This window comes from Streptomyces sp., from assembly GCF_019510245.1.
Classification (GTDB): Bacteria; Actinomycetota; Actinomycetes; order Streptomycetales; family Streptomycetaceae; genus Streptomyces.
The window spans coordinates 64,594-89,837 of sequence record NZ_JAEKKT010000128.1 but is presented as its reverse complement, the minus strand read 5'-3'; the positions used below and the strand labels follow the sequence as shown (position 1 = coordinate 89,837).

Below are 25,244 nucleotides of genomic sequence, written 5' to 3'. Positions count from 1 at the left end.
TCACCAGCCCGAGGCGGTGTAGACGACGGCCCGCACGGACTCCTCGCCCCAGGCGAGTTCCCGCAGCAGCGCGGCGGTGCCCTCGTCGGGGTCGATCAGTCCGATGCCGCGGCGCGCGTACTCGCGTCCGAGTTCAGGGCTGACCATGCCGGTGTGTCCGCCCACGGGCGCCCACGGCCCCCAGTGCACGGTCAGCGCGCGGTTCCCGGTGCGCTCCGCCCAGCCGGCGCCGAGGCTCTCCAGGGCGTCGTTGGCGGCGGCGTAGTCGGCCTGCCCGCGGTTGCCGAGGACGGCCGAGATGCTGCCGAACAGGACGGCGAAACCGGGGCGGTCGGGCAGTTCTTCAAGGGCGGCGAGCAGGGTGGCCGCGCCGGTCGTCTTCGTGCCGTAGACCCGCTGGAAGGACTCCGGGGTCTTCTCGGCGATCAGCCGGTCCTCGATCACCCCGGCCGCGAAGACGACCCCGTCCAGGCGCCCGTGGTCGGCGTGGATCTCCTTGACGGCCTGGAGTGCGGCGTCGCGGTCGCGGAAGTCGACGGCACGGTAGCGGGCCTCGCTGCCCAGCGCCGCGAGTTCCCCGAGGGTGGCGGTGATCTCCCGCTGGGCCAGGATCAGTTCGGCCTCGCGGTTGATCTCGGCGGGCTTCAGGCCACCGCGGGCGGCGAGGACGGCGCGGAGTTCGGCGGGGGTGCGGGCGCCCGCGGTGCCGGCGGCCTCGGGACCGTTGGGCGCGGGTGTCCGGCCGAGCAGTTCGATCCGGCAGCGGCAGGCGGCGGCGAGGGTGGCCGCGAACTTGGCGGTGATGCCCCGGGCGCCGCCGACCAGCAGCACCACGGAATCCCGGTCGAGGCCGAGCGCGGCGGCCTCGGCGGCCCCCGCCCCGGCCGGTCCGGCCCCGGTGCCGCCGAGCGCGCCGGGCGCCACCTCGACCAGTTCCAGACCTTGCCGGCCGGTGGCCGTGCGCAGGACGACCGGAGCCGGTTGCGGTGCGAGCAGTTCGGCGAGCAGCGCGTCGGTGACCGCCTCCGGTGCGGTGTCGGCGAGGGTCACGACCCGGGCGACGGTGTCCGGGTACTCCCGGGCCACGGTCCGGAAGAGCCCGTGCAGCCCGGCCGAGCGGGCCGCTTCCGTGCCGTCGGCGGGGCGGGCGGCCAGCAGCCAGCGCGGGCTCCTGGCCAGGGCCGCCCGCAGTACCGGGTAGGCGTCGGGCAGCCGGGCAGTACGGGGGTGTCGCTGCCGGGCAGTACGGGGGTGTCGCTGCCGGGCAGTACGGGGGTGTCGCTGCCGGGCAGCGCGCCCAGGTACAGCACGCCGTCGACGGGGCCGTCCGCCTCCCCGAGCAGGTGGTCGGCGGCGACGGTCACGGCCTCGGCGCCGTACCCGGCGAGCCGTGCGGCCGCCTGTGCGGCCGTCCGTGCGCCGTCCCCGAGGACGAAGAACCGCTTGCCGGACAGCAGGGTGGACGGGTCGGCCACGGAGTCCGGGTCTGCCAGGGCCACCGGCCGCAGCTCGAACCGCTTGGGCGCCTCGCCCGCGGTGACCTCGTCGGCCGCGGCGGGGCCGGGTGCGGGTGCCGGCAGGCCGGCGGCCGCGGCGGCCGGCTCGGGCGTGGTGCCCGTCCCGTCGCCGGCGGCCGGGGCTGTGGCCGTGGTTGCGGCTGTGGCCGTGTCCTCCTCGGCGGCGCCCACCCGTGCCCGCAGCCATCCGGTGACGGCCGCCGCCGTGCGCGCCTTGGCCAGCTCCTCCAGTTCGGCGTCGTCCAAGGTCTCCGCGCCGCCCGCGATGCCGAGCCGCTTCGCCAGTTCCCCAGCGATCTCGGCCCGCTTGATCGAGTCGATGCTCAGGTCCGCTTCCAGGTCGAGGTCGGGCTCGATCATGTCCACGGGGTAGCCGGTGCGCTCGCTGATGATCTCCAGGACGACCCGCTCGACGTCGGCCGTCGCCTCGGGCTCGGCCGCGGGGGCGGATGCGAGGGCCGGCACGGGTGCGGTCTCCGTCGACTGCGGCTGCGGCTGCGGTACGACCGGTTCGGCCGACGGCAGCTGCTGGAGCACCGGCGCGGCCGGCACCTGCACCTGGACCTGTGCCGCCCCGAAGTAGGTGAGCAGTACGTCGCGCTGTGCGGCGATCATCTCCCGGCTGGTGCGCAGGAACTCGGAGATCAGCGCGTCGCGGTCGGCGGGGGCGCCGTGCGGCTGGTTCGTCGTCACAGTCGTCGTCTCCACGACTCGTCGGGCCGGTGCGAGGGCACCGGGCAGGAGGTCTCCGGCGGCGGTGCGCACGAGCTGTCCGTCGACCGTCCAGCCGGGCCGCTTCGGTGCGGGGGTGCGGAGCGCGTCCACGGCGTCCCGGCCGCGCAGCAGCCAGGCGGTGCGCACCGGTGCGCCGGCCGTGGCCAGCTGGGCCAGCGCGTCGAGCCAGCCACGCAGTCCGCTGCCGGCACGCGGCTCGCAGGCAACGGTGGTGTGCGGGCGGCTGCCGAGGATCTGCCCGACGAGCCGGGTGAGGACGGTTCCGGGCCCGGCCTCCACGAAGACGCGGGCACCGGCGTCGTACATCGCCTCGATCTGGGCGGCGAAGGCGACCGGTGAGCCGATCTGGGCGGCGAGTTCGGCGCGCACCGCGTCGGCGTCGGACCCGTAGGGGGCCGCCGTGCGGTTGGACCACACCGGGAACTCGGGCGGTCGTACGACCGTGTCCGCGAGGACCTCCGCGAACCGGTCGCCCGCCCCGGCGACGACCGGGCTGTGGAAGGCGCAGGCCACCGGGATCCGCTTGGCACCGAGACCGGCCGCGCGCAACAGCCTCACAGCTTCGGTCACTTCGCCGGTCGGGCCGGAGATGACGGTCTGCCGGGGCGAGTTGTGGTTGGCCAGTACCACGGAGGCAGGGGCGCCGGCCGTGCGCAGCGCGCGCTCGACGTCGTCCGCCGCGCCGGACACGGCGGCCATGGTGCCGGGTTCGTCGCCCGCGGCGGCCAGGATCGCGGCCGCGCGTTCGGCGCTCAGGTCCAGGAGGGCCTCGGGGGTGAGGGCACCGGCCGCGCTCAGGGCGACGAGTTCGCCGTAGCTGTGTCCGGCGGCCAGGTCGGGGCGCACGCCGGCCGCCGTCAGGAAGGCGTGGGCGGCGAGGCCGGTGATGCCGAGGGCGGGCTGGGCGGCCCGGGTGTCGGTGAGGGCGGCCCGGCGGCGCTCGCGGGTGTCGTCGTCGAAGGCGGCGGGCGGGTACAAGGTGTCGGCGTGGGCGCGGCCGAGCCGGAGGTAGTGCTGGAGCTCGGGGAAGGCGATGAGGACGTCGGCGAGCATGCCGGGGCGCTGGCTGCCCTGGCCGGGGAAGAGGAAGGCGACCTTGGCGTCGGCGTCGGGCTGCGGGTCGGTCAGGTGGATGCCGGCGGCCGGGTCGTGCTCTCCGGCGAGGACGCGGCGCAGTTGCCCGGCCAGCCCGGGAACGTCGGCCGCGACCACCGCGGCCCGTACCGGCTCGTGGGAGGCGTCCGCGAGGCGCGCCGCGGCGAGCGCCAGGTCGCGCAGCCGCCAGGAGCCGGTCGAGGCTGCCCGCAGGATCTCCTCGATGCCCCGGTGGGCGGCCTTGTCGTCCCGCCCCCGGAACAAGAACAGCTCGGCGGGCCAGGCGTCCAGTCCCTGCTCGGGCGGTACGGCGCTGTCGTACGCCCTCAGCACCACGTGGAAGTTGGTGCCGCCGAACCCGAACGCACTGACCCCGGCGACCCGTTCGGCGGGCGGAGCAGGCCAGGGCCGGGCCTCGGTGTGGAAGGCGAAGGGGCTGTCCGCCTCATTCCAGGCCGGGTTGGGGTGGTCGAGGTGCAGGGTGGGCGGCTGGACGCCGGTGTGCAGGGCGAGCGTGGTCTTGATCAGCCCGGCCAGGCCCGCGGCGCACTTGGTGTGCCCGATCTGGGACTTGACCGACCCGAGCCCGCAACCTCCGTTCGCCGCGCCCGCCTCCGCGAACACCTCGCTGAGGATGGTGAGTTCGGTGCGGTCGCCGACGACGGTCCCGGTGCCGTGCGCCTCGACCAGGCCGACCTGGGCCGGTGAGATCCCGGCGTTGCGGTACGCGCGCAGCAGCGCGGCCCGCTGGCCCTCGGGCCGGGGCGCGGTCAGGCCGAGGGAGCGGCCGTCGCTGGACGAGCCCAGCCCCTTGATCACGCCGTAGATCCGGTCGCCGTCGCGCTCGGCGTCGGCAAGTCGCTTCAGGACGACGCAGGCCACGCCCTCGCCCAGTGCGATGCCGTCGGCGGAGCCGTCGAAGGCGCGGGAACGTCCCGTCGGGGAGAGCGCGTGCACCGAGGAGAAGAGGACGTAGTCGTTGATGCCGTTGTGCAGGTCGGCGCCGCCGCAGAGCACGACGTCGCTGGTGCCGGCGGTGAGTTCCTTGCAGGCGACGTCGACGGCGGCCAGCGAGGAGGCGCAGGCCGCGTCCACGGTGTAGTTGGCGCCGCCGAGGTCGAGGCGGTTAGCGATCCGTCCCGAGATGACGTTGGCGAGCATGCCCGGGAAGGAGTCCTCGGTGAGCCGGGGCAGCTGGTCCTCGACGCCGTCGGGGACCTTGCCGTAGTAGGAGGGCAGTACGGCGCGCAGGGTGGCCGCGTTGGAGAGGTCGCTGCCGGCCTCTGCGCCGAAGACGACAGAGGTGCGTGACCGGTCGAACTCCCGTCCCTGGAGTCCGTATCCGGCGTCGTCCAGGGCGCGCCGGGCGGCCTCCAGGGCGAGCAGCTGGACGGGCTCGATGTGACCGAGTGAGGCGGGCGGGATGCCGTAGCCCAACGGGTCGAAGGGGATGGGCGGCAGGAAACCGCCCCACTTCGAGGTGGTGGAGCCGTCGGCGTGGTGCACGGCCGGGTCCCAGCGTTCCACCGGCACCTCGGTCACCGCGTCGTGTCCGGCGACCACGTTGGCCCAGAAGGTGGCGAGGTCGGGGGCCTCGGGGAACATGCAGGCCATGCCGACGATCGCGATGTCGAGCGGGGCGGGGGCCGGGGGCTGGGGCGGCCGCGTCACCGCCGTCGTGCGCCGCGCGAGGAAGTCGGCGGCTCCGTCGGTCACGGCGTGGTGCAGGGCGGCCACGCTGGTGGTCGCCGAGCGCAGGACCGCGACCTCTCCGGCCATGAACATGCCGTCGGAGAACTGGCGTTGCTCGTCCACGGGGGTCAGCTCGCCGTCGGCCGAGCGGTCGACGCCCTTGCTGGCGATGCGCAGCCGGCCGACGTTTAGCCGTTCCAGCTCCTCCCACACCCGCCGGTCGGGCACCCCGCTGTCCCGCAACTCGGCCTCGCGCTCGCGGTAGTTGTAGGTGAACGGACTGGGCACACAGCGGGTGGCGTGGCCGGGTGCGGTCTCCAGGAGGGTGGTCGTGGCGGCCGCCATGACCTGGCGCTGGAACAGCGGCTGGATCGCGCCCCGCGCCACGGCCTCCTCGGTGAAGAGGTAGGCGGTGCCCATGAGCAGGCCGACGGCCGCGCCCCGGGCGGTGAGCGGCGCGGCGAGCGCGGCGACCATCGCCGCCGAGCGTTCGTCGTGGATGCCGCCCGCGAAGAGGATTTCCAGGCCCTCGGCGTCGGGGAAGTCCTCCAGCACGGCGAGCTGGGCCTCCCAGAGCGGGAAGCTCGCGCGCGGTCCGACGTGACCGCCGCACTCGGAGCCCTCGAACACGAACTTCCGCGCCCCTGCCTCCAGGAACTGCCGCAGCAGCCCGGGCGAGGGCACGTGCAGGAAGGTGCTGATCCCGGCCCGCTCCAGCGCCTCGGCCTGCGCGGGCCGGCCGCCGGCGACGATGGCGTGGCTGGGCCGCAGCTCCCGTACCGCGTCGAGCTGGGCGTTCCTGAGCTCCTCGGGCGCGAAGCCCAGCACGCCGACGCCCCAGGGCCGTCCGTCGAGCGCGGCCTTGGCCTCGGTCAGCATCTCGCGGGTGCGGGTGCCGTCGGCGAGGGCCAGCGCCAGGAAGGGCAGAGCCCCGTCGTCGGCGACGGCGGCGGCGAAGGCGGCCCGGTCGCTCACCCGGGTCATCGGGCCCTGCGCGACGGGCAGCCGGGTGCCGAGCGCACGGCTCATGGCCGAGGTGCCGGGCCGCAGCGCCTCGCAGGCGGCCGCGTCCACGCGTATCGCCGCCGTCAGCTCCCGCACCGTCCGCCGCACATCGCCCCACCGCTCGGCGAACCGTGCGGCGAGGAAGCCGTCCTGGCCCACCGGGAGCAGTTGGCTGCGCAGGTCCTCGGCGCCGAGCAGCGCGGCGACCGCGGCCGGATCGTCGGCGGGCGGGCGCACGGCGTCCGGGCCGCGGCGGTGCAGGACCCGGTGACCGGCCGCGACGGCCGTCTCGGAGCCGTCCAGGGAGCGCAGCGCGGCCGCCGTCGCCTCGGGGAGCCGGGACTCGGCGAGCAGGGCCAGTTGGCTGTCGAGGATCACCCCGGCCGCGCCGCCGGCCACCGCGGCCGCCGCCGTGTGCGGTCCGATGCCGCCGGCGGCCCAGACCGGAACGTCCAACTCGGCTGCTTCCATCAGCTGTTGCAGGAGGACGAAGGTACTCAGCTCGCCGACCCGGCCACCGCTCTCGGCGCCCCGGGCAATCAGTCCGTGTGCTCCGGCCGCGACCGCCGCGCGCGCTTCGGCCAGGTCGGTCACCTCCGCCAGCACACGTGTGTGCGGGGCGAGTTCGGCAACGGTCCAGGGTGCGTCGGCGGCCCGGACCACGGTGTCGGGCGCCGGGCCGAGCTCGTCCGCGGTGAGGGCGCAGCCGGCGGCGACCCGCACACCGTACGGTCCCGGTGCGGCCCGTCTCAGGCGGGCCAGCGCTTCCCGGGTTCTTCGGTCGCCGCGGCCCAGGTCGAGGACGCCGAGTCCGCCGGCGGCGCAGACCGCTGTGGCGAGCCTGGCACCGGGTTCTCCGAAAGGGGTGATGCACATGATCAGGTCGACGGCACGCACAGGGGACGTCATGACGCTCCGAATAATCGGGAGGACAGCACGGTGGGGGATGTGTGCGGCGGAAAGCTCGTGGTGAGGCCACCGGAAACTAGCGAGTTCATTACTCGCGGGTCAATAACGGAGGGGGCCCGTCACGTCCGGTAGTATTGATTCGGCCAGCGGGAGGAATTCACCGCAAGAGCCGAAAATCCGAGCAATCCACTGCGGATCGGCGGCCGTTCGGCACCCGGATCACGGGCGGCACACCGCCACAAGCCCGTCAAAGCGCACGGGCCATTCACCCGGCACTCACCACGGCGCAACGCGCGGTGCCGCCGCGCCGAGCTCTGTAAATTCGGGATGACTTCGGTCCGCTGGCTCGATCGTTTCACATCGGAAACCCGAGCGGAGCGCCGCTGCGCCAGCCCTCACCCAATCCTGACAAAAACCTGCCGTCAACCACTTCGCTTCAAATGAAACGCACGGCGGGGAAAATTCTTGTAAACCCTTGAAGTAAACGGCCGGAGAGCTCCTGCCCGCCGGCCGTTCATTGACAGGAATTCAGTGGTGGCGGCCGCCCACCCGCACGCCGGTGCGCAGCTTGAGGTCGCCCGACGAGGCGCCGACCCAGACGGTCCGCCGCCCGGTGCCGAGCGTCCAGCGACGGTGGCCCGCGTCCCAGGACGACAGGGTGCGCGCGGCGACCCGCACGGTCACCCTCCGCCGCTCCCCGGCCCGCAGCTCCAGCCGCCGGTAGCCGCCCAACACCCGCACCGCCTGGTCGAGCCGGAGATCCGGGGACGGTCCGACGTACACCTGCGGCACCGCGATCCCGGTGCGGCGCCCGGTGTTGCCCACGGTGAAGCCGACCTCCAGTGCGCCGCGCGTCCACCGCGCCTCCGGGTCGGAGTAGGCGAAGGAGGTGTACGACAGCCCGTGCCCGAAGGGGAACAGGGGCCGCACGCCCTGCGCGTCGTACCAGCGGTAGCCGGCGTGGATGCCCTCCGAGTACTCCTCCACACCGTCGACGCCGGGGTAGCGGCGCGGGTCGCCGGCCACCGGGTGGTGGTCGTCGTCGGCCGGGAAGGACTGGGTGAGGCGTCCGCCCGGGTCGCAGTCGCCGAAGAGGACGGCGGCGGTGGCGGCCGCGCCCTCCTGGCCGGGGTAGTACATCTGCAGCACGGCTCCGGTCCCCGCCAGCCACGGCATCGAGGTGCACGACGAGGTGTTGAGGACGACGGTGGTGCGCGGGTTGGCCGCCGTCACCGCGCGGATCAGCTGTTCCTGGTGGCCGGGCAGGGCGACGGTGCTGCGGTCGAGACCCTCGGTGGCGTCCTCGTAGGCGAACAGCACGACATGGCGGGCCGCTCGGGCCGCGGCCACCGCGTCGGCGACGTCCTCGGCGCGGGTCGCACCGGTGATGCGGCGCAGCCGGAACAGCAGACCCGAGTCGCCGCCGTCCGCGGTGATCTTCAACGTGTGCGCGCCGCGGGCCAGTCGAAGCGTCTTGCGGCGGACGCCCAGGCCGTCGGGGGCCGCGGCGACCAGGCCGCCGGAGAAGTACTCGCCGTATCCGGCCGCGAGCGGGAAGAGCTCCTCGCCGTCGAGCAGGACCTTGGGGCGGGCGGTGGCCGCGGAGGAGAAGTGGAGCACGAAGGTCCACTCGTCGTCCTCGGCGACGGTGAGCGTGCCGTCGTACGCCCAGGTCTTCCCGGCGCCCACCTGCTGTCCCTCGCTGGTGAAGCCAGGGCTGAGGGCATCGGCGGGCAGGGCCTTGCCGAACAGGTCCTCGCCGAGGGCGTAGGTGACCGGGCCACGGGTCCGGGCCCTGATGGCGTCGAGGGGGCTGTCGGCGTGGTCGGGGACGACGTGGGCGCTGCCGCCGCCGCTGACGAAGGGCAGCGAGCCGGTCGGTCCGATCACCGTGACGCCGCCGCCGTCCAGGGGCAGGGTGCCGCGCTCGTTGCGCAGCAGGGTCGCGCCGGCCTTGGCGACCGCCAGGGCCACGGCGGCGCCCGCCGCGGCGTCCCGGGCGGGGCGCGGCGGGGCGCTGCCGTCGAGCAGGCCGAAACGGTCCATCACCGCGAGGATCCGCCGTACCGCCCGGTCGACGTACCGCTCGGGCACGCTGCCGTTCTGCACCGCCGACTTGAGGGCGGCCCCGAAGTACGTGCCGTCGGGCATCTCCATGTCGAGGCCGGCGGTGATCGCGGCGGCGGTGCTGTGCGCGGCGAACCAGTCGGTCATCACCCAGCCCGCGAAGCCCCACTGGTCGCGCAGGACGTCGGTGAGCAGTGTCTTGTTCTCGCAGGCGAAAGTGCCGTTGACCTTGTTGTAGGAGCCCATGACCGCGCCGGTGCCGGCGTCCACCGCCGCCTCGAAGCCGCGCAGTTCGAGTTCGTGCATGGTCTGTTCACCGGCGTGCACGTCGATCGAATTGCGGTCCTGCTCCTGGTTGTTGAGGGCGAAGTGCTTGACGGTCGCGATCAGGCCCTCGCCCTGGATGCCCCGGATCTCGGCGGCGACCAGGTCGGAGGCGAGCAGCGGGTCCTCGCTGAACGTCTCGAAGTTGCGGCCCGCGTACGGGGTGCGGATGAGGTTGACCATCGGGGAGAGCAGCACGTCCTGGCCGAGGGCGCGACCCTCGCGGCCTATCACCTGGCCGTAGCGGCGGGCCAGTTCGGGGTCGAAGGCGGAGGCGAGCAGCACCGGGGCGGGCAGTGCGGTGGCGTGTTCCGTGATGCGGACGCCGGCCGGGCCGTCGGCGAGCCTGAGGGGCGGGATGTTCAGCCGGGGGACGCCGGGCACGTAGCCGGCCTGGCCCAGCGAGTCGGGGTCGTCGGCCCCGTGCAGCAGGGAGATCTTCTCGTCGAGCGTGAGTCTGGCGAGCAGCCGCTCGACGCGGGGTCCTGCCCCCGCCTCGGGTCTGTCCGCCGCCGCGGCGGTCGTCAGGGGGACGAGTCCGCCGGTGGCCGCGGCGGCGACCGCGACGGCACCGGCCGTGAGGCGCAGGGCGGATCGTCGGGAGACGGTGTCGGACATGAGCCGTCACTCCTTCGGTGTGCGGGCACGACGATGTGAACCGCGAGGCCGCCGAAGGCAGCTCCCGGAGCGCGTTCGGCCTGTGAACGCATAAACCGCCACAGGATTTTGACGAGCCCACAGTCGAACCACCGGCGCGTCGGAAACGTAGATCCCGTGGTGACTCGTGTCAACGATCCGAACAGGAAAAGGGCCTGAGCCGACAAGAACCGAAGGCGGGGGGCCGGCCGGGACCGGGGACGGCCGGGGGCCGGCCGGGACCGGGACGGCCGTGAGCCCGCCGGAACCGGGGACCGGGTCGGTCGGGGGTCCGCCGGGACCGGGACAGTCGACAGTCCGCCGGGACCGCGACGATCGGGAGCCCCCGGGGACCGGGACGGTCGACAGTCCGCCGGGACCGGGACAATCGCCAGTCCCCCGGGACCGCGACGATCCGGAGCCCCCGGGGACCGGGACGGTCGACAGACCGCCGGGACCGGGACAATCGCCAGTCCCCCGGGGACGGCCGGGATCTGCCGGGCGTCAGGGCCGGTCCGCGCTCGCGCGCTTGCGCGCACGGTAGTTGCGCAGGTTGGCCGCGTTGCCGCAGACGTGGACGTCGTGCCAGACGCCGCTGTTGTTGCGGGAGCGGTCGTAGAAGGCGGTCATGCAGCGAGGGTTGCGGCAGGACTTCAGGCGACGCAGCGTGTCGGTGCACTGCGCCAGGTAGACCTCCGTCAGGGCGAGTGAAGCCACCTGCCGCCAGCCCGTGCCGCGGGGCTCGGCATGGACGACCCCGTGCTCGTCGAGACGCAGGGCCGTGGGCAGCGTCAGCACCGACGCCGCAGGGGCGGGCTCCGCCGCCGGGTCGCCGTGCCGGGCGTGGAGGCTCTGGGCCAGGTCATGACGGAAGCCACGGAGGCCCTCCACGTCCTCCGCCGTCAGCTCGACACCGGGGGCGGGCCGGTGGGTGGCGCCGCTCCAGCTCCGCAACGCCTGGTCGAGCCAGGCACGGGAGTCCTCGGCGGTCTGCAGCAGGTCGGGCTTGCGCGGCTTGCCGGCGGACAGCGTGTTCAGCAGGTCCTGCACGAAGGCGAGCCCGCCCGGGGCGGGCTCCACGCCGTAGCGGGCTGTGGCGGTCCAGGACACGGCGGACCTCTTTCGGTAAACGGCGTCGGGCGGCAGTTCCCCGATCTCGGCCGGGGAGGGACGACGCTACGTGAGCGCTTCGTTTAACGACACAACCGAACGATATATGCCCATGTCATGCAGGGGACACCGATCCCGCAGTCCGCACGGTCGCGCAGACGTCCACAGCAGTCGACGGCCGAGGTCAGCGTCACATCCGGGCGAAAGAATCAATGGGCATACACTTCTGTCGTGTGGCGTTATGTCCGACAGCGGGTGTTCGACACCCCACGCGAGTCGCTTCTCTCCGACGTGGACCGCGCCGCAATCCGATGGAGGCCTGAAGATGATCATTGACGCTGCGGAACTCGACGCCGCCCACGCCTACAAACTGCTGATCGGGAGCATCATTCCGCGGCCGGTCGCCTGGGTCAGCACGGTGTCGCCCGAGGGTGTGGCCAACCTCGCGCCCATCTCCTTCTTCACCGCGGTGGGCAGGAAGCCGCCCATCGTCTCGATCACGCTGCAGCCGCAGGCGGACGGCGTCACGCTGAAGGACACCTTCGTCAACATCCGTGACACCGGCGAGTTCGTCACCAGTCTGGTGACGCTGCCGCAGGCGGACGCCATGCACGGTTCGGCGTTCGAGTTCGAGGCGGGCGTGGACGAGTTCGAGGCGCTCGGCCTGCGCAAGGAACCGTCCGAGGTGGTCGGCGCGCCCCGGGTCGGGGATGCGCCGATCTCCTTCGAGTGCGTCGTCGACCGGATCATCCCCGTCGGGGACGACAAGGTCGACTCTGTGGTCTGGGGCCGGGTGGTGCGCTTCCACGTCCGGGACGACCTCTACCTGGACCGGGGCAGGATCGACACCGCCGCGCTGCCGGCCGTGGGACGCCTGGCCGGCGAGTACACGCTGGTCGAGAACGTCTTCACCACCCCCCTGGACAGGGAACTGCTGGCGGCGAGGCGCGGCCGGCGGATGCAGCGCCTGGACGGACGGCCCACCGGCTGGTCCCCGATCGACACCGAGGAGTGGTCCCCGTCCGGAGCCACCACCGCCCCCGGAAAGTGAGCGCGGCCACCGCAGACCCGCCGCCCGCCGTCGGCCCCCCAGCCATGGAGAGACCCAGAGTGCATGCCCAGCCCCACCCGCCTCGTCCCCCGCATCACAGGCGCCGCCGGCCCGTCCGTGTGTGGCTGCAGCCGTTCCTGATCGGCCTGGTCATCGTCTCGGCCTTCGTCAGCTGCTACATCGGACTCACGCGCGATCCCCAGCCCCACCGGATCCCCGTGGCGGTCACGGGCCCGAAGCTGGCGGACAAGGTCCAGCAGGACCTCGGGGACGCCATCGACGTCCGGCACGTCCGCTCCGCCGCCGAGGCACGCGACGCGCTGCGCCATCGCGACGTCGTGGCCGTGCTCGGCAGCGGCCCGCACGGCAGCGCGCTCGAACTCGATGTCGCGAGCGCGAACGGCCTGTCGACGACCACCGCGGTCACCAAACTCGCCACTGCCTACGCGCACGGCGCCGACCGGCACCTCAGCGTCTCCGACATCGTGCCGCTCGGCCGGTACGACGCCCGCGGCCTGGCCGGGTTCTACGTCTCCTTCGGAGTGACCCTCTCGGGCTTCGCCCTCGCCCAGAACGTCGTGGGACTCAGCGGCCAGCTCCGGCTGCGGCACCGCTTCGCCCTGATGGCCGCGTTCGCCGCGGCGTCCGGCCTGGTCGCGGCCGCCATCGCCGGCCCCGTCCTCGGAGCCGTCCCCGCGCCGTATCTCCCCCTCGCCTTCGTCCTGGCCCTGCTGGCCGCCGCCGCGGCCTTCGCCACGAAGATGCTGGCCACCTACGTCGGCCCGCTCGGTATCCCCCTCGCCACCCTGCTGCTGCTGACCGTCGGCAACTCCACCAGCGGCGCGACCATCGGCACCAACCTGATGCCCGGCGGAGCCCGGGCCCTGTCGGAGCTGCTGCCCCCCGGCGCCGCGGTCCGCGCCATCGCCGACCTCAGCTACTTCCAGGGCTCCCACCTCCTCGCCCCGCTGGCGACCCTCGTCCTGTGGGCAGCGGGCTCCGCGGTCCTGCTGACCTTCCGCACCACCAAGCAGAGCCCGGCGCCCCTCCCCGCACTCGCTGATCCCGCCCGGGGCGCGACTTCGTAGCGGACGGCGGCTCTGATCTACTGCGGGGCAACGCCCGATCAACGAAAATCCGAGGTCATGACCACCCATTGCTGCGAGGCGATGAACAGCCGTGTGAACGTGCCCTGCGACCGGCACGACGACCCCTTCGCCTGCCCGGACGCGCTGATCGGATTCAGCGCCCGGTTCCAGGAGTACGGGCTGATCATCCATGACGGCGGCACGTCGAGCATCACCATCGGGTTCTGCCCCTGGTGCGGCCGGCGCCTGCCCGAGTCGCAACGGGACCGGTGGTTCGACGAACTGGAACGCCGCGGGATCGACCCGTGGGAGGACGAGGTCCCTGCCGAGTTCCGCGACGAACGCTGGCTGACCCGGTCTGCCCCGGGCCGAGAAGGGGCGGATCGTCCTCCCGCAGGAGAGTAGAGGGGCGCGCCGCGCGTGCGCGGCGTGTTCGACCGGCCGCCCCCGCCCGGCATCAGCCGAGCAGACCGCCCACCCCCTTCGCGACGTCCGGAACGGAGTCCACGACGGCCGTCACGGTGGCCGGCACCCTGTCCAGGGCATCGGCGGCCGCCTCGCCGGCCGGTAGCGGGGTCCCGGGACCGTGGGGCGCGGTCGGTGTGACGGCGACGGGCGGCCGCCGGTTCTGCGCCTGCGCGACCCGCGTGCCGTACGGCTCCCGCGATTGGGCGGACTGTTCCTCCGGAACGGGCGGGGGCGCGGGGACCTCCGTCGGCCCGGTCCTGCCCGGCACGGGTGGTGCGGGAGGCATGGTCTTCGGCGTGACGGAGACACCGCCGCTCCCGGACTCCATCTCCCACCGCTGCCGCACCGACCCGTTCCGCCCGGCCACGACCACCCGCGCGCCGTCCACCGCCAGCGCGAGGTCCTTGTCCCAGCGGAGCAGGAGCTCGCCGCGCACCGTCAGGTCGTACGACACCTCCCCCGCGTGCACCAGGCAGCCGGAGACCACGACGCTGTGCGCACCGGGGTCGGCGGCGAGGCACAGGGTGGGGTCGAGCGCGCTGCGCAGCATGCCGTCGTCCTGGTACGACCACTGCTGGGACCCGGTGTCCGAACACGGGCCGAGCCGCAGTTCGGCCCCGGTCCGCATCCGGCCCCCGCGTACGTCGACGCAGCGCCCGGTGTCGAGGCTGCGCAGCCTGCCGTGGGCGATCTCGACGGGCTCGCCCACCGAGGCCGGCGACGGGGAGCCCGAGGAGGGCGGGTTCGCGACGGGGCCGGTGCCGGACCGGGTGGTGCCGCCGACGGGAGCTCCCCAGGTGGTGGTGCCGGGGCGTGGGACACCGCTGTCGTCGGACCAGCTCTTGGCCACGAGCACGGTGGCGAGGAGTGCGAGGGCGACCAGGCCGGCACCGGCCAGCACGGCTCTGCGCCGTCCGCTCTCGGTCACGATGCGGTGCCGTCCGCCGGGCAGCGCTGCCGCGCGCCCGGCTTCGCCTCCGGCCGGCCAGGCCTCGGTGGGTGAGCCGGGTCCGGGCCGGGAGTCGAGATAGCGGTGGGCGCCCCAGCCGAGCACGGTCTCGGCGAGCAGTACCTCCAGGCCGCCGTCGAAGTGGCTGAGTTGTTCGGCGGCCTGCCGGCAGTACCGGCACTCGCCGAGATGCCGCTGCACATCCGGGAGCAGGGCGCCGCCCCGGCGAATGGGGACGTCGAGGAGCCGGTTGTAGAAGCGGCATTCCTTGGAGGGCGCGAGTTCCCGGTGGGTGCGCACCAATCCGGTCCTGAATTGTTCGCGGGCCTGGTCGAGGGCGGCCGTCGCGGTAGCGGTGTCGACGCCCAGCAGACCAGCGGGTATGTTTATGGGTTCGGCTTCGACCTCGGTATGCCAGAGGAGGCATTGCGAGGCGCCCGGAAGAGCCTGGAAAGCACGTTCGGCGAGTTGCCGCCTTTCGGGGGTGCCGGGTCTTGCGGCGCTGAGTCCGCGACCGCCGGTGGTCTTGCGCAGTTCCGGTGCGATCACCGATACGGCTTCGTCGGCGGCCCACGCGCGGACGGTCTCCCGTACCGCCACGAGGAGCTGCGGACGCAGGGCGCCGCCCACCGCGCCGCCGGCCAGCCTGCCGAGGACCCGCTCGAAGGCGGCGCTGGCGACGAGTTGGGCGGTGGGCGTGGCGGCGGCGAGGCAGACCACGGCGTAGTCGCAGGTGGCGCGCCAGTGCCGGGCCAGCAGGAGGGCGACGGCATGATGCCTGGCGGCGGGGGCGCCGGTGAGCTGGGCGATGAGATTGCGGTCGGACTCCCCCGGGGTCGAACCGGGGCGAGGCGGGTAGGGCGGGCGTGGGGGGTAGGGGGATTGCACTGAACCATTTCCTTCCGAGCCGCAGGGCGGCATGCCGGAATGGCGCCCTGACGGAATGCAGTGCTGATTGGTGCGTACCTTTTGGGGTCCGTAACGGCCGCGACCTGACGGCCGCACCGGTCCATGAGCCCTCCCGCGGGGTGGCTCACCTTTGCACACAGGTCTCACAGGAAACAAGAAGGTGAGGTGACTCAAGTTCAAAGAGGCGGGAATTCAGATAAGTTACCGGCGGTATCCGCATCCGGTCCGGATTCAGCGGTCGCACAGGTTCAACTTGTGTGCGCCGGGGACCCGATGGCACACGAAATCTTCAACTCGCCGAGCGCCGGGGCCGCCGTGGCGGAGCGCCGGGTTCCACAGCCGCCTCCCATGTTTCTCCCGGCCCCCTCTCATCCCGGTGGGCCAGCATGTGCCGCATGATCGCCCCCCACTCCTCCCCCGTCCCCCCGTCCCCCCGACCGGTCCGCAAGGCGGTCGTGCCGGCCGCCGGGCTCGGCACCCGGTTCCTGCCCGCCACCAAGGCGACGCCGAAGGAGATGCTGCCGGTCGTCGACAAGCCGGCCATCCAGTACGTCGTCGAGGAGGCCGCCAAGGCCGGGCTCGACGATATCCTCATGGTCACCGGCCGGCACAAGCGGGCCATCGAGGACCACTTCGACCACGCCTTCGAGCTGGAACAGGCGCTGGCCGCCAAGGGCGACACCGTGCGGCTGGACGCCGTGCGCGATCCCGCGCGGCTCGCCGACATCCACCACATCCGCCAGGGGGACCCGCTCGGCCTCGGCCACGCGGTGCTGTGCGCCAGGCACCACGTGGGCGACCAGCCCTTCGCGGTGCTCCTCGGCGACGACCTGATCGACGCCCGCGAGACCCTGCTCAGCCAGATGCTGGACGTCCGCGACCGCCACCAGGGCAGCGTCGTCGCATTGATGGAGGTCGACCCGTCACAGGTCCACCTCTACGGCTGTGCCGCCGTCGAGCCGACCGGCGAGGCCGGTGTGGTCCGGGTGACCGGCCTGGTGGAGAAGCCGTCCCCGGAGAAGGCGCCCAGCAACTACGCGGTCATCGGCCGCTACGTCCTGGACCCCGAGGTGTTCGACGTCCTGGAACGGACCGCGCCAGGCCGCGGCGGCGAGATCCAGCTGACGGACGCGCTGCAGGACTTGGCGGCGGCCGGCACGGTCCACGGGGTGGTCTTCGACGGACTGCGCTACGACACCGGCGACAAGGCCGACTACCTCCGCACGGTGGTCCGGCTCGCCTGCGAACGTCCGGACCTGGGGCCGGAGTTCACGGCGTGGCTCAGGGAGTTCGTGGCGGGCATGGCGGAGACGGGGGCCGGGCGCGAGGAGTGCCGCGCCGCCTGAGCGACCGCCCCCGTTCCGGCGTCACGACGGTGGACGGGGCGAGGGCCCGGCGACCCTCACCCCGTCCGCCGTTCGACACCGCCTGCCGGCCCGCGCCATTCAGCACCCGGCATCCGGAACCGGCCGCCGACGGCACAGGGCCGGTCGGTCAGTTGTTGGGACGCAAGGTCCAGACCACGGTCATCTCACCGGTGACCGCGCCGTCCTCGCGCGTGATGGCGACGGCGACCGGGAACTCGGGGCGCTTGCCCTCGTCGAGTTCCGCGACGACGTCGGCGATCGGGCGGCCCAGGGTCGCGGTGGCCTTGACCGGACCGAGGGCGACCTTCTTGTAGGCGATCTCGGCACTGACGGCGAGCGGCACGGCCCGGGAGAGCTGGTCCCCGAAGGCGGCCAGCACGATCGCGCCGCTCGCGGACTCGGCGAGGGTGAACATCGCACCCGCGTGCGGGCCGCCGATGTGGTTGTGGAAGTCGCCCTGGTCCGGCAGGGACAGCACGGCCCGCTCCGGAGTGGTTTCCAGGTACTCCAGGTTGAGGGTCCGGACCATCGGGACCGTGGCGGCGAGCATCTCGCCGATCGACATCTGGTCAGTGCTCATGACGAGCATGTTACTAGCGAGTAGCAGAGCCTGGCCAGAGCAGTGCCATGACCGTTGTCACAGGCACGGCCTCGGGCGCACGCCATCGGCCGGACCGGCCGGCACTAGGGTTACGAGCCATGTGGCCAGAACAGCAGCCGCCAGGGGGCGAGCAGTACCCGCAGAACAACCCGTATCAGCAACCGGGTTACCAGCAGCCGAATCCGTACCAGCAGCCCGGCTACCAGCAGTATCCGCAGCAGGGCGGGTACGGGCAGCAGCCGCAGTGGGGCCCGCCAGGGCCCGCCGGAGCTCCGCAGCCACCGCAGGGCGGGGGCGGGGGCGGCGACCGCACGAAGCTGGTCGCGATCATCGCGGCGACGGCCGTCGTGGTGGCGGCCGGAGTGACCGGCTTCCTGGTCCTCGGCGGCAAGAAGGACGACAAGGCCGGCACCGGCGGGAACCAGCAGGTGAGCCAGTCGCCCTCCGCCTCCGCCTCGGCCTCCGCGTCGGCGGACGACGACCCGCGCGGTGGCGACGAGACCGAGAAGCCGACGATCGCGGGCTGGAAGACCGTCGTGAACCCCAAGTGGGGCACGGCCTTCGACGTGCCGGCCGACTGGGAGGTCCTCACTCCGGGGACGTCCGTGGGCTTCGAGGACAAGGACGGCAAGCCGATCATCACCATGTCGGCGCCCGCCCAGTACAAGTCCAAGTGGTGCACGAGCGACGACGACAAGGACGGCAGGACCGAGGACACGGCCCTGGCGGCGGTGGGCACCAAGGGCGAGAGCGGTGCGAAGACCCCGGGCGACGCGGCGGTCCGGGAGGTCCCCTGGTGGGTGTACGGCGGATACACGTACCCGAACAAGAAGGCCATCACCTACGACGAGAAGGCCACCGCCTACACCACCGCGTCGGGTCTCAAGGGCGCCTATGCCTGGGCGCGTTCGACACAGAGTCCGCAGAAGGGCAAGTGCGCGAGCGACGGCAGGGCGATCACCTTCGGCTTCGAGAACTCGGCCGGCGACCTGGTCTCGTGGGACTTCTACGGCGCCGAGGGAGTGAACGGCGCGGTCCCCACGGCGACGGTCATGAAGATCCTCAGCACGGTCCGGCTGCACGGCACCCCGACCGGGAGCTGACCACGGCCGGCGACCGGATGCCAAAGGTCCGGACGTCGGAGGGCCGGACGCCGAAGGACCGGACGCCCGGGAATCGGGTTGGCAGGGCGGACTCCCGGCGTGGATAGTCGGGCGGTGACCTCCGCCCCCGACTCCCCCGGCTCCCCCGGCTCCCCCGGCCCCTCCGCCGCCCCCGGCACCGCCTCCCGCCTGCGCAGACCCGCCTGGGCGGGCCGCAACTACAGCCTGCTGACCGCGGCGACGATCGTGACGAGCCTGGGTGCCAACGGCTCCCTGATCGCCGCCGCGTTCGCGGTGCTGGGCGCGGGCGGCGACGCCGGGGACGTCGGTCTGGTGGCCGCCGCCCGCACCTTCCCGCTGGTGCTGTTCCTGCTCGTCGGCGGCGCCGTGGCGGATCGTTTCCCCCGTCACCGCGTGATGGTCGCGGCCAACGCCCTCAACTTCGTCTCCCAGGGCACCTTCGCCGTCCTCGTGCTCACCGGCGACCCCCGCCTGTGGCAGATGATGCTGCTCACCGCGCTGGGGGGCACCGGCCAGGCGTTCTTCAGCCCGGCGGCGGAGGGCATGCTGCTGTCGTCGGTGAGCGGCGATCAGGCGAGCCGTGCGTTCGCCGTGTTCCGGATGGCGATGCAGAGCGCCGCCCTCGGGGGCGCGGCCCTGGGCGGCGCCCTGGTGGCCGCGGTGGGCCCCGGCTGGGTGCTGGCGGTGGACGCGGCGGCGTTCGCGGTCGCCGGTGTGCTGCGTTCGTTCCTCGACGTCAGCCACATCCCGCCGCGGGACCCGGGCGACGGGATGCTGGCCGATCTACGGGACGGCTGGCGGGAGTTCACCGGCCGCCCCTGGCTGTGGGGGATCGTCGTGCAGTTCTCGATCGCGAACGCGGTGGTGGGCGCCGCCGACGCGGTCTACGGCCCGCTGGTCGCGCGCGACAGCCTGGGCGGAGCCGGACCCTGGGGCCTGGCACTGGCCGCGTTCGGCGCGGGTACGGTGGGCGGCGCCCTTCTGATGACCCGCTGGAAACCCCGCCGGCTCCTGTTCGTCGGCACCCTGTGCATCTTCCCGCTCGCGCTCCCCTCCGCGGCGCTCGCGGTGCCCGCGCCCGTGGGGGTCCTCTGCGCGGTGATGTTCGTGGCGGGCACGACGGTCGAGGTCTTCGGCGTCTCCTGGATGACCGCGCTGCACCAGGAGATCCCCGAGGAGAAGCTCTCCCGGGTCTCGGCGTACGACTGGTTCGGCTCCGTCTCCCTGCTGCCCCTGGCGATGGCGCTGGCCGGCCCCGCTGAGCAGGCCTTCGGCCGGAGCCCGGCCCTGTGGGGCTGCGCCGGCCTGGTCGTCGCCGTCACGGCCGCGGTGCTCCTCGTCCCCGACGTCCGCGACCTCACCCGCCGCACGGTCCCGGTCACCACACAGCCGTCGGCCGCCTCACCCGATCCCGAACGCTCCGCCGGGGGGCTCGGGTGACGGTACGGCGTCCGCCTCCCCGACCGGCCGGGCCGCGCCTACGAACTCCCGCAGCGCGGGCCCGTGTTCGACCCGCGCCGGGAAGGCGTCGGCAGCCGTACGACGGGCCAGCGCACCCGCGTCGATGGGCCGGTGCGAGGCGATGAGCACCGCGTTCCCGAACCGCCGGCCGCGCAGCACGCCGGGCTCGGCTATGAGCGCCAGCTCCTCGAAGACGTCGGCGAACGTCGCGAGTTGGGAACGCAGGAAGCCGAAGGGAGCCGAGTCCGCGAGGTTGGCCAGGTAGACCCCGTCGCCCCGAAGCACCCGCTCGGCCTGCCTCGCGTACCCCAGCGAGGTGAGATGCGCGGGGATCCGGGACCCGCCGAAGACATCGGCGACGATCACGTCGGCCGAGTCCCCGGGCGCCGCTTCCAGCCAGCCCCGCGCATCGGCGGCGTGCAGGGCGATCCCGGTGCCGTCCGCCAGCGGCAGATGCTCGGTGACCAGGTCCAGCAGCTCCCGGTCGGCGTCCACGACATCCTGCCGGGACCCGGGCCGGGTCGCCGCCACGTACCGGGGAAGCGTGCAGGCACCGCCACCGAGGTGCAGCACGTCCAGGGGCACGCCGGCCTCCGCCACGGCGTCCAGCACATACCCGAGCCGCCGGGCGTACTCGAACTCGAGATGCGTCGGCTCGTCGAGATCCACGTACGACTGCGGCGCCCCGTCGACGGTCAACAACCAGGCCCGCTCCCGATCGACGTCGGGCATCAGCTTCGCGGTCCCGTGCTCGGTGACCCGGACGACGGGTATCGATTCACTCACCCCACCATTGTCGCCCTCCCAAGGAGACCTGGCGCAGTGTCCGACCACCACGACGGCGCCCCGGAAGGGGCGCTGGGGGTAGTACCCCGGCCGAAGGCTGGGGGAGGGACTGCGCGACCAGCCCCCACCGGCCCGCAGTCCCCCACACACCGCAACCTCACTCCACGGAGGTCACCGTCCCCTCACTCCACGGAGGTCACGGTCCCCGCCCCCACGGTCCGGCCGCCTTCACGGATGGCGAACCCCAGCCCCGCCTCCAGCGGCACGTCCCGCCCCAGCTCCACGGTCATCTCCACCGTGTCCCCGGGCCGGGCGACCGCCGTCTCGCCGAGGTCGACGTCCCCGACCACGTCCGCCGTACGGATGTAGAACTGCGGCCGGTACCCCGTCGAGACGGGAGTCGTACGACCCCCTTCACGCCCCGACAGGACGTACACCCGCGCCGAGAACCGCCGGGCCGGCACCACGCTCCCCGGCGCCGCGACCACGTGCCCCCGCCGCACCGCGTCCCGGGGCACGCCCCGCAGCAGCAGCGCCACGTTGTCCCCGGCCTGCGCCTCGTCCACCGGCTTCCCGAAGGTCTCCAGGCCGGTGACGACCGTCTCCACCTCCGCGCCGAGCACCTCGATCCGGTCCCCGACCCGCACGGTCCCCCTCTCGACCGCACCGGTCACGACGGTCCCGCGCCCGGTGATCGTGAGCACGTTCTCCACCGGCAGCAGGAACGGCGCGTCCAGATACCGCTCGGGCATCGGCACGTACGTGTCCACCGCGTCGAGCAGCGCCTCGACCGACGCCGTCCACCGCGGGTCGCCCTCCAGCGCCCTGAGCCCGGAGACCCGTACGACGGGCACGGAGTCGCCGCCGTAGCCGTGCGCGCTGAGCAGCTCGCGGACCTCCAGCTCGACGAGTTCGACGAGCTCCTCGTCGGCCGAGTCCGCCTTGTTCAGCGCGACCACCACGTGGTCGACGCCCACCTGCCGGGCGAGCAGCACGTGTTCGGAGGTCTGCGGCATGATTCCGTCGAGCGCGGAGACGACGAGGATCGCGCCGTCCAGCTGCGCGGCGCCGGTGACCATGTTCTTGACGTAGTCCGCATGGCCCGGCATGTCCACGTGGGCGTAATGCCGGGTGTCGGTCTCGTACTCGACGTGCGCGATGTTGATGGTGATGCCGCGGGCGGCCTCCTCGGGGGCCCGGTCGATGCGGTCGAACGGCACGAACGTGCCGGTGCCGCGGTCGGCGAGGACCTTGGTGATGGCGGCGGTCAAAGTGGTCTTGCCGTGGTCGACATGACCCATCGTGCCGATGTTGAGATGCGGTTTGGTGCGGACGTATGCCGTCTTGGGCATGGCTGTACCTCGAAGCTTGGCCGTAGGAAGAGCGGGGACCCCGAGGAACTGGCCGACCCTCCCCCTGCGGGGTCCGCCGGACTTTCCGGGGAGGGTCAGCTTCGGGCGCCGTCGACAGCGGCCGCGAGAACGGGAACGGCAGCCTTCGGCGCATCCGCGACTGCGGATGCTGCGACGAGGAAGGCGAACCGGAACATGACACAGATCATGGCCGACGCGTCGTCCCACGTCGAACGGTTTTCCGCGGCTCCGGTTCACCCAAGGGACAGGAACCATACGGCGATCACACATCCGCTTCGGTTAGTGTCACCGAATGCTCGATGCCAACCGCTCTGGCACCGCCACGGTCCCTCCCCGGGCCGCCGCCGAGGAGCTGACCCTCGCCGTGCCCGCTCCGATCGGCTTCGGCGCACGCTGCACACGCGTGCTGCTGTCGCCGTGGTCCCGGCTGTCCCTGCTCGTCGCGCTGCTGGCGGCGGCCGGGGCGTCGGTCCTGCTCTTCGAGCCCCAGAAGCTGATGACGCAGGGCTGGCCGCCGCACGTGGCGGGCACCACCGCGGTGGTGGTCTTCGCCGTGGCGTACGGCCTGATCACGGTGGCGTTCGTGCCCCGGCCGATCCTGAACCTCGCGGCCGGCGCGCTGTTCGGCTCGGCACCGGGCATGGGCGCGGCCATGGCCGGCACCGTGCTCGGGGCGTGGATCTCCTTCGTGCTCGGCCGGATGCTCGGCCAGGAGGCCCTGCGTCCGCTGCTGCGCGGCCGGCTCCTGAAGGCGGCGGACAGCCAGTTCAGCAGGCACGGCTTCCGCTCGATGCTGGCGGTACGCCTGTTCCCCGGCGTCCCGTTCTGGGCCGCGAACTACGCGGCCGCCGTCTCCCGCATGCGCTGCACACCGTTCCTGGTGGCCACCGCCCTGGGCTCGATCCCGAACGTCGCCGCCTACGTGGTGGCGGGCGCTCGCGCCTCGACCCCGACGTCCCCGGTCTTCCTGATCTCGGTGGCGGCGATCGTCATCCCGGCGGTGGCGGGCGCGGTAGTGGCATGGCGAAAGCGCCACCACCTACGCCCCCAGCGATAGCGCCCGGTAGCTACAGAGCCCCGCAACCACAGCGCCCCACAACTACAGCGTCCGGTAAGGGGCGCTGGGGGTACCCCCGGCCGAAGGCCGGGGGAGGAACTGCGCGACCAGCCCCAACGGCGCGTCAGCCGCCCCGAGACACCACGCAGCACCCCATGGGGCGCACAGCCCTACCGAACCGCCTCCAGAATCATCGCGTTCGCCAGCCCACCCGCCTCACACATGGTCTGAAGCCCGAAGCGAGCGCCGCGCTCCCGCATCGCATGTACCAGCGTCGTCGTCAGCCGAGTCCCGCTCGCCCCCAGCGGATGCCCGAGGGCGATCGCCCCACCGTTCACGTTCACCTTGGCGAGATCCGCCCCCGTCTCCTGCCGCCAGGCCAGCACCACGCTGGAGAACGCCTCGTTCACCTCGAACAGGTCGATGTCCCCGATGCCGAGCCCGGCCCGCCGCAGCACCTTCTCCGTCGCGGGGATCACGCCGGTCAGCATGAGCAACGGGTCGGAGCCGGTGACGGCGAACTCGTGCAGGCGGGCCAGCGGCCGCAGCCCGAGCCTCGCCGCGGTCTCACCGGAGGTGATGAGCACCGCGGATGCGCCGTCGTTGATCGGGCTCGCGTTGCCCGCGGTGACGTTCCACTCGATCTGCGGGAACCGCTCGGCGAACCCGGGGTCGTAGTAGGCGGGCTTGAGCCCGGCGAGGATCTCGGCGGTGGTGCCGGGCCGTACCGACTCGTCACGGGCGACACCGTCCAGCGGGGCGACCTGCGCGTCGAACAGCCCCGCCGCCCACGCGGCCGCCGCCTTCTGGTGCGAGGAGACCGCGAAGTCGTCCATCTCCGCCCGGCTGATCGACCACTTGGCGGCGATGAGCTCGGCGCTGATGCCCTGCGGGACCAGGCCCTCCGGGTAGCGCGCGGCGACTCCGGGGCCGAAGGGGTCCTTGCCGGCCGGCACGTTGGACCACATCGGCACCCGGCTCATCGACTCGACGCCGCAGGCGATCACGATGTCGTAGGCACCGGACATGACCCCCTGCGCGGCGAAGTGCACGGCCTGCTGGGAGGAGCCGCACTGGCGGTCCACGGTGGTCGCCGGGACGGTCTCGGGGAAGCCGGCGGACAGGACGGCGTACCGGGTGGTGTTCATGGCCTGCTCGCCGACCTGGTCGACGGTGCCGCCGATCACGTCGTCGACGAGGGCGGGGTCGACGCCGGAGCGTTCGACGAGGGTGCGCAGGGTGTGGGCGAGGAGTTCGACGGGGTGGACGTGCGCCAGGGACCCGTTCGGCTTGCCCTTGCCGACGGGGGTGCGTACGGCTTCGACGATGACTGCGTCACGCATCTCTGGGACCTCGATTGCCAGTCTCGATTACCGGTGAGTAGGAAATCCGAACCCACCATAACTCTGAGGGTTTGAAAATCCAACCCTCCACTAGACTGACCCCATGGCCGCCCCCAAGGACCCCCGCCCGTGTTCGATCGCCGACGCCCTGGCACTCGTCGGCGAGAAGTACTCCCTGCTGGTCCTGCGGGAGGTGTGCCTGGGCAACGGCCGCTTCGACCAGCTCGTGCGCAACATCGGCGCCCCGCGCGACATCCTGGCCACCCGGCTGCGCCGGCTCGTAGACGCCGGGATCCTCACCAAGCGCGTCTACAGCGAGCGGCCGCAGCGCTTCGAGTACCTGGCCACGCAGGCGGGCCTCGAACTCGAGCCGGTCCTGCTGACCCTCATGGCCTGGGGCGACCGCCACCTCCATCCGGACGGCGACCGCCCCATGGTGATCGAGCACGGCTGCGGAAAGACCCTCACCCCGGTCGTCACGTGCGCGGCCTGCGGCGACCCGGTACGGCACGGCGACTCGACGGCCCACCCGCAGGCACCGGGCTGGACCGTCGCCGGACCCGAAACCGCCTGAGCG

The 25,244-nt window shown here is 73.0% G+C and carries 15 protein-coding genes and 1 pseudogene; 8 read left to right on the top strand and 8 right to left on the bottom strand.

Features of this window, described 5'->3' with window-relative positions; translation table 11 throughout:
- From JF597_RS15985 to JF597_RS15975, 3 genes and pseudogenes are all read right to left on the bottom strand, one after another.
- Window positions 1-6,953 (bottom strand): annotated as a pseudogene (locus JF597_RS15985) (SDR family NAD(P)-dependent oxidoreductase).
- A gap of 528 nt (window positions 6,954-7,481) precedes the next feature.
- Window positions 7,482-9,962: a glycoside hydrolase family 3 N-terminal domain-containing protein gene (locus JF597_RS15980; protein ID WP_293994757.1), complete on the bottom strand. Its 2,481-nt coding sequence runs from the start codon at window positions 9,960-9,962 to the stop codon at window positions 7,482-7,484.
- Between the two features lie 522 nt (window positions 9,963-10,484).
- Complete coding sequence (locus tag JF597_RS15975) at window positions 10,485-11,090, bottom strand: CGNR zinc finger domain-containing protein (protein ID WP_293994755.1); 606 nt, start codon at window positions 11,088-11,090, stop codon at window positions 10,485-10,487.
- 325 nt (window positions 11,091-11,415) lie between these two features.
- Between JF597_RS15975 and JF597_RS15970 the strand changes: the two genes are divergently transcribed.
- From JF597_RS15970 to JF597_RS15960, 3 genes are all read left to right on the top strand, one after another.
- Window positions 11,416-12,141 carry a flavin reductase family protein gene (locus tag JF597_RS15970; protein WP_293994753.1) on the top strand — a complete coding sequence of 242 codons (726 nt, stop codon included), beginning with the start codon at window positions 11,416-11,418 and terminating at the stop codon, window positions 12,139-12,141.
- A gap of 119 nt (window positions 12,142-12,260) precedes the next feature.
- Window positions 12,261-13,229 (top strand): hypothetical protein, encoded by a 969-nt coding sequence (locus tag JF597_RS15965; RefSeq protein ID WP_293994751.1) that lies wholly within the window; start codon window positions 12,261-12,263, stop codon window positions 13,227-13,229.
- A gap of 57 nt (window positions 13,230-13,286) precedes the next feature.
- Window positions 13,287-13,634 carry a hypothetical protein gene (locus tag JF597_RS15960; RefSeq protein ID WP_293994748.1) on the top strand — a complete coding sequence of 116 codons (348 nt, stop codon included), beginning with the start codon at window positions 13,287-13,289 and terminating at the stop codon, window positions 13,632-13,634.
- A gap of 52 nt (window positions 13,635-13,686) precedes the next feature.
- On the opposite strand, the gene JF597_RS15955 is transcribed toward JF597_RS15960, so the two are convergent.
- Window positions 13,687-15,534: an RICIN domain-containing protein gene (locus JF597_RS15955; RefSeq protein ID WP_293994745.1), complete on the bottom strand. Its 1,848-nt coding sequence runs from the start codon at window positions 15,532-15,534 to the stop codon at window positions 13,687-13,689.
- Between the two features lie 416 nt (window positions 15,535-15,950).
- Between JF597_RS15955 and galU the strand changes: the two genes are divergently transcribed.
- Window positions 15,951-16,901 carry a UTP--glucose-1-phosphate uridylyltransferase GalU gene (gene galU / locus JF597_RS15950; protein ID WP_293994743.1) on the top strand — a complete coding sequence of 317 codons (951 nt, stop codon included), beginning with the start codon at window positions 15,951-15,953 and terminating at the stop codon, window positions 16,899-16,901.
- 148 nt (window positions 16,902-17,049) lie between these two features.
- Here the strand turns inward: galU and JF597_RS15945 are convergent, their stop codons facing one another.
- Window positions 17,050-17,487 carry a DUF4442 domain-containing protein gene (locus JF597_RS15945; protein ID WP_293994912.1) on the bottom strand — a complete coding sequence of 146 codons (438 nt, stop codon included), beginning with the start codon at window positions 17,485-17,487 and terminating at the stop codon, window positions 17,050-17,052.
- 134 nt (window positions 17,488-17,621) lie between these two features.
- On the opposite strand from JF597_RS15945, the gene JF597_RS15940 reads away from it, so the two are divergent.
- Together JF597_RS15940 and JF597_RS15935 are read left to right on the top strand one after the other, a co-directional pair.
- Window positions 17,622-18,626, top strand: coding sequence for a hypothetical protein (locus tag JF597_RS15940; RefSeq protein ID WP_293994741.1), 1,005 nt, complete (start codon window positions 17,622-17,624; stop codon window positions 18,624-18,626).
- Window positions 18,627-18,815: 189 nt separating this feature from the next.
- Window positions 18,816-20,087, top strand: coding sequence for an MFS transporter (locus JF597_RS15935; RefSeq protein ID WP_293994910.1), 1,272 nt, complete (start codon window positions 18,816-18,818; stop codon window positions 20,085-20,087).
- Here JF597_RS15935 and JF597_RS15930 read toward each other — a convergent pair.
- Complete coding sequence (locus JF597_RS15930) at window positions 20,049-20,894, bottom strand: spermidine synthase (protein WP_293994739.1); 846 nt, start codon at window positions 20,892-20,894, stop codon at window positions 20,049-20,051. The genes JF597_RS15935 and JF597_RS15930 overlap by 39 nt on opposite strands.
- Before the next feature lie 182 nt (window positions 20,895-21,076).
- On the bottom strand, window positions 21,077-22,246 hold the full coding sequence (gene tuf, locus JF597_RS15925; protein ID WP_293994737.1) for an elongation factor Tu: 1,170 nt from the start codon (window positions 22,244-22,246) through the stop codon (window positions 21,077-21,079).
- A gap of 313 nt (window positions 22,247-22,559) precedes the next feature.
- Here tuf and JF597_RS15920 point away from each other — a divergent pair, with 313 nt between their 5' ends.
- Window positions 22,560-23,324 carry a TVP38/TMEM64 family protein gene (locus JF597_RS15920; RefSeq protein WP_293994734.1) on the top strand — a complete coding sequence of 255 codons (765 nt, stop codon included), beginning with the start codon at window positions 22,560-22,562 and terminating at the stop codon, window positions 23,322-23,324.
- Window positions 23,325-23,494: 170 nt separating this feature from the next.
- Here the strand turns inward: JF597_RS15920 and JF597_RS15915 are convergent, their stop codons facing one another.
- Complete coding sequence (locus JF597_RS15915; protein WP_293994731.1) at window positions 23,495-24,667, bottom strand: thiolase family protein; 1,173 nt, start codon at window positions 24,665-24,667, stop codon at window positions 23,495-23,497.
- A 103-nt stretch (window positions 24,668-24,770) separates the two neighbouring features.
- Here JF597_RS15915 and JF597_RS15910 point away from each other — a divergent pair, with 103 nt between their 5' ends.
- Window positions 24,771-25,241: a helix-turn-helix domain-containing protein gene (locus tag JF597_RS15910; RefSeq protein WP_293994728.1), complete on the top strand. Its 471-nt coding sequence runs from the start codon at window positions 24,771-24,773 to the stop codon at window positions 25,239-25,241.
- Window positions 25,242-25,244: the final 3 nt, after the last annotated feature.